Origin of the sequence: Caballeronia sp. ATUFL_M2_KS44, assembly GCF_023630965.1 — a bacterium.
Classification (GTDB): Bacteria; Pseudomonadota; Gammaproteobacteria; order Burkholderiales; family Burkholderiaceae; genus Caballeronia; species Caballeronia concitans.
Genome location: NZ_JALQEA010000121.1, coordinates 1 through 230 on the forward strand (window position 1 = coordinate 1; position 230 = coordinate 230).

Annotated in this window: 1 protein-coding gene; it reads right to left on the bottom strand. The window is 66.1% G+C overall.

Annotated features, from left to right (window positions below):
- Positions 1 to 230, bottom strand: a 230-nt coding sequence (locus NCR39_RS29605; protein ID WP_250456335.1) for a hypothetical protein, incomplete at both ends; no start/stop codon positions are given.

Here is a 230-nt window from a genome sequence, read left to right on the forward strand (position 1 = left end):
ATCCAGCTCGATGCGGATCGGTCCGGCGAAATCCGTCGGGCGCAGCGTCGGCTCGATCGCGTTCAGATCGAGCTTCGCGACCTTGAGGTCGAACTTGCCCCTGCCGCTTTTGAGCGCGCCGCCGCCCGTCACCGACGCGTTCTTCAGGAGCCGCACATCGAGATCGGTGATGCTTTGCTCGGACGCGTCGAGCCGCACGTTCGCGTGCGCGTCGATGAGCGGCAGCAGCT